Origin of the sequence: Micromonospora phytophila, from assembly GCF_023656545.1 — a bacterium.
GTDB classification, from domain to species: domain Bacteria; phylum Actinomycetota; class Actinomycetes; order Mycobacteriales; family Micromonosporaceae; genus Micromonospora; species Micromonospora phytophila.
Genome location: NZ_JAMOKF010000359.1, coordinates 1 through 5153, shown reverse-complemented (window position 1 = coordinate 5153; position 5153 = coordinate 1). Strand labels below are relative to the sequence as shown.

Annotated in this window: 6 protein-coding genes; all 6 read right to left on the bottom strand. The window is 72.3% G+C overall.

Annotation, left to right across the window (positions count from 1 at the left end; all coding sequences use genetic code 11):
• Positions 1-230 precede the first annotated feature (230 nt).
• Entirely contained in the window at positions 231-1031 is an 801-nt protein-coding gene (locus tag NCC78_RS27280) for a DivIVA domain-containing protein (RefSeq protein ID WP_250798052.1), read from the bottom strand.
• A gap of 44 nt (positions 1032-1075) precedes the next feature.
• The gene (locus NCC78_RS27275) at positions 1076-1381 is read right to left on the bottom strand and encodes a YggT family protein (RefSeq protein WP_088999245.1); all 306 of its coding nucleotides are present in this window, start codon (positions 1379-1381) and stop codon (positions 1076-1078) included.
• Positions 1382-1411: 30 nt separating this feature from the next.
• Positions 1412-2110, bottom strand: a complete 699-nt coding sequence (locus tag NCC78_RS27270; protein ID WP_250798050.1) for a cell division protein SepF — start codon at positions 2108-2110, stop codon at positions 1412-1414.
• 192 nt (positions 2111-2302) lie between these two features.
• Positions 2303-3049: a YggS family pyridoxal phosphate-dependent enzyme gene (locus tag NCC78_RS27265; protein ID WP_250798049.1), complete on the bottom strand. Its 747-nt coding sequence runs from the start codon at positions 3047-3049 to the stop codon at positions 2303-2305.
• Positions 3050-3058: 9 nt separating this feature from the next.
• Positions 3059-4174, bottom strand: a complete 1116-nt coding sequence (ftsZ, locus tag NCC78_RS27260) for a cell division protein FtsZ (protein WP_250798048.1) — start codon at positions 4172-4174, stop codon at positions 3059-3061.
• Between the two features lie 253 nt (positions 4175-4427).
• Positions 4428-5153: cell division protein FtsQ/DivIB (locus NCC78_RS27255; protein ID WP_250798047.1), on the bottom strand; the 726-nt coding region annotated here is incomplete at its 5' end.

Genomic DNA, 5153 nt, shown 5'->3' with positions numbered 1-5153 from the left:
CCGCGGCCGCCTGGCGGGCGCCCACGACCAACGCGACGGCGGCCTGCAGACTGGCCGCGATGGAGATGACGAGCAGGAGGCTGGAGCCGCCGGCGAGGCCGGCCACCAGCAGCACCACGGCGACGAGGATGAGCAGGAGACTGGCGACTATCACGGCTCACCCCCGCCGTGTCGTACCGATGTGGCGAGGTCGGCGACCGTCATGGGGATCGACGGTCGCCGACCGATGATCAGCGACCGGCTTCGAGGGCGCCGGAACGACCGCCGCCGTAGGAACCGGCGAGACCGGCGGTGGCCAGCCCGTTGCCGCCGGCGGCCCGGCTGCCCTCGGCCCGGGTCATCTCGGCCTCCAGGCCCTGGCCACGGCCGTCGAGGTCCCGCAGCTGGCTCTCCAGGTAGGCCTTGAGCCGGGTGCGGTACTCGCGCTCGAACTGCTTGAGCTCCTCGATGTGCTTCTGCAGCGCCGTGCGCTTGGCGTCCAGGCCGCCCATGGCCTCCTGGTGCCGCTGGCGGGCGTCGCGCTCGAGGGCGTCGGCCTTGGCGCGGGCCTCGCGGGTGACCTCCTCGGCCTTGGAACGGGCCTCGGAGAGCAGCTGGTCGGCCTCGCGACGGGCGTCGGAGACGTGGTCGTCGGCCGTGCGCTGGGCCATCATCAGCACCCGCAGCGCCTGCTGCTCGCCGTCACCGCCGGCGGCCGGGCCACCGGCGGAGCGGACCTGCTCCAGCTCGGCCTGCATCGCGCGGGCGGCCTGCTCGGCCGCCGCCTTGTCGCGCTGCACCCGGTCGAGCTGGGCCTTGGTGTCGTTGAGCTCCGCCGCGAGACGGGCGTCGCCGCCGGGGCCGGCGGGGGCGCCACCACGGCCGCCGCGCTCCACCTGGGCGCGCAGCTCGTTGTTCTCCTCGATGAGACGGGCGAGTTCGCGCTCGACCTCGTCCAGGAAGGCGTCGACCTCCTCCTCGTCATACCCCCGCTTGCCGATCGGCGGTTTCTTGAAGGCGACGTTGTGGACGTCGGCCGGGGTCAGCGGCATCGAAACTCCTCGGGTCAGTTGCGGCCGCGAAAGCGCGTCGGTCATCAGACGGTGCCGATGATCGACCGCCTCAACACGAACTCCATCAGCACGAACAGGATAACCAGGAGCACAAGTGAGGCCAGGTCGATGCTCACGGTACCAATTCGCAACGGAGGGATCACACGCCTCAACGCGTTGAGGGGGGGATCAGTGACGCTCCACACGATTTCCAGCCCCACCGATGCCCCGCGCCCCGGCTGCCAGCGGCGGCCGTACTGCAGGACGGCGCTCAGGACGAACCGGGCCAGCAGGACGAGCAGGAAGAAGTAGAGCACCAGATACAGCACTTGCAGCACGATCGACAACACGGCAGGCGACGTCCCTCGGGTCGGGCGGGGCTAGCTCAGGCTGAAGAAGCCGCCCTCGGCGATCTTGGCCTTGTCCTCCGCGGTGACCTGGACATTGGCCGGTGAGAGCAGGAACACCCGGTTGGTCACGCGCTCGATCGTACCGCGCAGCCCGAAGGCGAGCCCGGCAGCGAAGTCGACAAGTCGACGCGCGTCCGCCTCGTCCATCTCGGTGAGGTTGATGATCACCGGAACTCCGTCGCGGAAGTGCTCGCCGATGGTGCGCGCCTCCCGGTAGGTGGTCGGGTGCAGCGTGGTGATCTGGTAGCGCTGCTCCTCCTCCATCGCGCGCTCGCGGGGCTGCGCCTGCGGCGCCAGGGCGAGGTTGTCCCGGGTGTGGTAGGTCAGCGCGCCGGACGCCTCGCCGGCGGTCGACCGGGTGATCGACCGGACGCTGGCCCGCTCGGCCCGCTCCGGCCGCGCCGGCCGCTCGGTCTCGGCGTGCTCGTTCTCGCCCGCCCGGCCACCGGACCGCTCGGAGAGCCGACCGCGGTCGCTGAGCCGGGACCGGGGGACCGGCGGCTCCTCGGAGTCGTCCTCCTCCTCGTCGGCGAACTCCTCCGAGTAACGGCTCTGCCGGTACCGCGAATCGCGGTAGCCACCCTTGTCGTAGCCACCGTCGTCGTAGGCCCGCTCGTCGTCCTCTTCGACCAGACCGAGCCAGACCCCCGCCTTGCGCAGTGCACCCATCCCGCGCCCTTCCGTCCGCCGTGCGGCACGCGCCCCCGTGCCGTGTCGCTTGTCGCGAGTGGACCACTTCTGCCCACCGGAGCGGATCGGCAATCCCCTGGCACGCAATTCGCGTCGCGTGCCACGACCCCCGACAGGGGACACCGTTCCTTCCAAACAACACTGATGTAATTTGCTTCTCTCGCGGTCAGGCTACCGCAGCGTGGGGCGCATTCCGAGCAACGCGCTGCCGACGCGGACATGTGTCGCGCCGTGCCCGATCGCGATCTCCAGGTCGCCGCTCATTCCCGCGGAGAGCGCGGTGGCACCTGGATGGACCGCCCGGAACGCGGCGGCCACCTCGGCCAGCCGGGCGAACGCCCGCTCCGGCTCCCAACCCAGCGGCGCCACCGCCATCAGGCCGGTGAGCCGCAGCGCGTCCGCGCCGGCCACCGCCTCGGCCACCGCGCCGAGCCCCACGTCGGGGTCGGCCGAATCCGGCACCGCCCCGCCCCGCGCGGCGTCCGAGTCGATGCTGACCTGGACCAGTACGTCCAACGGCCGGTCCCGGCCGGCCGCCGAGGCCGCGTCCAGCGCCCGCGCCAGCCGGACGCTGTCCACCGAGTGGACCACGTCGGCGTACCGGACCACCGACTTCGCCTTGTTGCGCTGCAGCTGCCCGATGAAGTGCCAGCGGGGCGTCACCCCGGCCGCGGCCACCTCGGCCGCCTTGCCGGACGCCTCCTGGTCGCGGTTCTCCCCCACGTCGGTCACGCCGAGCCCGGCGAGGGCCACCACGTCCCCGGCCGGGTAGGTCTTGGTCACCGCGATCATGGTGACCTCGGAACGGTCCCGTCCCGCGGCGGCACAGGCGTCCGCGATCCGGGACCGTACGCGGGCCAGGCCGGCCGCGAGATCGGCACGCCGGTCGGGGCGCACCGTGGCTGGGCTGTCGGTCATCGGCGCTGCTCAGGAACCGTTCTTGAGGAAGTCGGGCACGTCGACATCGTCGAAGAGCACCCGGCGGGGCGACTGCGGCGGCGCCGGCATGGTGGCCGGCGGCGCGACCGGCGCGCTCGGCTGCGCAGGCTGGTTCTGGTTGGTCTTGCGCGCCGGCTCGGACGCCTTGTACGACGGCGCTCCCCCGTCGAAGCCCGCCGCGATGACGGTGACCCGGACCTCGTCGCCGAGGGCATCGTCGATGACCGCGCCGAAGATGATGTTCGCGTCCGGGTGGGCCGCGTCGGTGACCAGCTGGGCCGCGTCGTTGATCTCGAACAGGCCCAGGTCCGAGCCGCCGGCGATGGAGAGCAGCACGCCGCGCGCGCCGTCCATGCTCTGCTCCAGCAGCGGGCTGGAGATGGCCGCCTCGGCCGCCTCGACGGCGCGGTTCTCGCCCCGTGCGCTGCCGATGCCCATCAGGGCGCTGCCCGCCCCGCTCATCACGCTCTTGACGTCGGCGAAGTCCAGGTTGATCAGACCCGGCGTGGTGATCAGGTCGGTGATGCCCTGGACACCGGAGAGGAGCACCTGGTCGGCGGTGCGGAACGCGTCCATCATGCTGATGTTGCGGTCGCCGAGCGCCAGCAGCCGGTCGTTGGGGATGACGATGAGCGTGTCGCACTGGTTGCGCAGCTCGTCTATCCCGGACTCGGCCTGCACCTGGCGGCGCTTGCCCTCGAAGGAGAACGGCCGGGTCACCACGCCGATGGTCAGCGCGCCGAGCTTGCGGGCGATGTTGGCCACCACGGGCGCGCCGCCGGTGCCGGTGCCGCCGCCCTCGCCGCAGGTCACGAAGACCATGTCGGCGCCCTTGAGCACCTCCTCGATCTCGTCGCGGTGGTCCTCGGCGGCGTTCTTGCCGACGTCGGGGTTGGCGCCGGCGCCCAGCCCACGGGTCAGCTCGCGGCCGACGTCGAGCTTGACGTCGGCGTCGCTCATCAGCAGCGCCTGCGCGTCGGTGTTGATCGCGATGAACTCGACGCCCTTGAGCCCAACCTCGATCATCCGGTTGACGGCGTTGACGCCGCCACCACCGATGCCGACGACCTTGATGACCGCCAGGTAGTTGTGCGGAGGTGTCATCCTCGGTCCTTTCCCTTCGAGATTGGCTGGGGCCGACCAGGTGCGGCTTGGCCAGACCAGTGGTCGACGAGTGCTGTCACCAGCGAGGATCAGGAGTAAACCCTCACCCTCTACTAGAGGCTTACAGTTATGTCAACCACTGATCCCCTTCGGGGCAACGTAAGCGCCCCCACGCCGAGAGCCAAGGACCTGCCCGGCGTGTCGCCGCGGGGAGCGGGACGGGTCACGTCCCGGGGCGCGGGCAGGACACCGGTCACCGGAAGGTCACCACGTCCGGCGCGCTGACGTCGATGGTGTCGGCCTTGCGGTCCAGCAGCGCGCTGGCCACCCGGGCCTTGTCCGTCCCCCGGCTGGCGTCGCCCCAGACCACCACGCGATCCCCGCGCAGCCGCAGCTTGATCCGGGCCAGCCCCTCGACGCTCACCTCCACCAGCTCACCCCGCAGCTGCGGGGTGAGCACGGCGAGCACCTCCAGCGCGGCGCGGGTCCCCGCGTCCCGCGGCCCCGGCTCGGCGAGCCGGACCAGGGGAAGGTCGTCCGGCCGCTGCGGCAGCGTCCGGAAGACCACGCCCGCGCCGTCGATCACCACGAACTGCTCGCCCTGCGGCACCACCGCCACGCCGGTGCGCTCGGTCAGCCGGACCACCAGCGTGCCCGGCCAGTCCCGGGTGACGGTGACCCGCTCCACCGGCGCCAGCTCGCCGATCCGCCGCTCTGCGGCGGCCAGGTCGACCCGGGCCAGCGGGGCGTCGTCGGGCACCGCCGCCGCGTCGCGTACCTGCACCGGGGTGACCAGGTCGGCGCCCTCCACCCGGACCTCGCGCACACCGAACAGACCGGTGCCGAGCAGGGTCCAGGCGACCAGCCCGGCGACGGCGAGCACGGCGGCGGCGATCGCCCAGGGCAGCGCCGCGCGCATCCGGCGCTGCCGGGCCCGGGCCATGAACCGGCGGGTCGACGCGGGCACCGCGTCGCTGCC

What these genes read in the sequence shown, in the direction of transcription:
- NCC78_RS27280 (WP_250798052.1), bottom strand. Translation starts at nt 1,031, where the DNA reads ATGCCGCTGACCCCGGCCGACGTCCACAACGTCGCCTTCAAGAAACCG.
- NCC78_RS27270 (WP_250798050.1), bottom strand. Translation starts at nt 2,110, where the DNA reads ATGGGTGCACTGCGCAAGGCGGGGGTCTGGCTCGGTCTGGTCGAAGAG.
- NCC78_RS27265 (WP_250798049.1), bottom strand. Translation starts at nt 3,049, where the DNA reads ATGACCGACAGCCCAGCCACGGTGCGCCCCGACCGGCGTGCCGATCTC.
- ftsZ (WP_250798048.1), bottom strand. Translation starts at nt 4,174, where the DNA reads ATGACACCTCCGCACAACTACCTGGCGGTCATCAAGGTCGTCGGCATC.